Source organism: Flavitalea flava (assembly GCF_054461575.1).
In genome coordinates this window covers 1-698 of the sequence record NZ_JBTLQH010000135.1, presented here as the reverse complement: position 1 = coordinate 698, position 698 = coordinate 1, and the positions used below count along the sequence as shown (strand labels likewise).

General features: G+C 59.7%; 1 protein-coding gene. It reads left to right on the top strand.

The window, feature by feature from the left end:
* Positions 1 to 698: AMP-binding protein (locus tag ACX0G9_RS31700; protein WP_459069009.1), on the top strand; the 698-nt coding region annotated here is incomplete at both ends.

Below are 698 nucleotides of genomic sequence, written 5' to 3'. Positions count from 1 at the left end.
ATGGGCGAATAAGGAAGGGGTGAAGCTGCTGGTAGGCGGGGAGTCGTTAAAGGAAGAGCTGAAGGATCGGTTGACGGGATTGGGGGCTGTGTGGAACCTGTATGGTCCGACAGAGACGACGATCTGGTCAACGCATAAGCGGCTGCAAGGCCAGGGGGGCGTAACGATCGGCAGACCGATTGCCAATACGCAGGTCTATATCACCGATAAGGAAGGATCGCTGCAACCGGTGGGCGTAGGGGGAGAGTTGTGGATAGGTGGGGCGGGTGTGTCGCGGGGCTACCTGAACGGTCCGGAGTTAACGGCAGCGCGGTTCATGGAGGACCCCTTCGGTGGTCGGTCCGGGTCGAGGGTATATCGGACGGGGGATCTGGGCCGCTGGTTACCGGATGGCGATCTGGTCTACCTGGGTCGAATAGACGATCAGGTAAAGGTGCGGGGTCACCGGATCGAACCCGGGGAGATCGAGCGGGTACTGGAACAAAGCGGACTGGTGGCTCAGGCGGTGGTGTTGGCTAAAGCGGATGTCCAGGGGGAGGTTGGGCTGATCGGCTATATGGTGGGTAAAGGGGGTAAAGGGGATATAGACCGCCAGGCGGTGCTGGGGTATGCAGGCCTTCATTTACCGGCCTATATGATTCCGTCGGAGTGGGTGGTACTGGAGCAATGGCCGCTGACGGCCAATGGAAAGATAGACC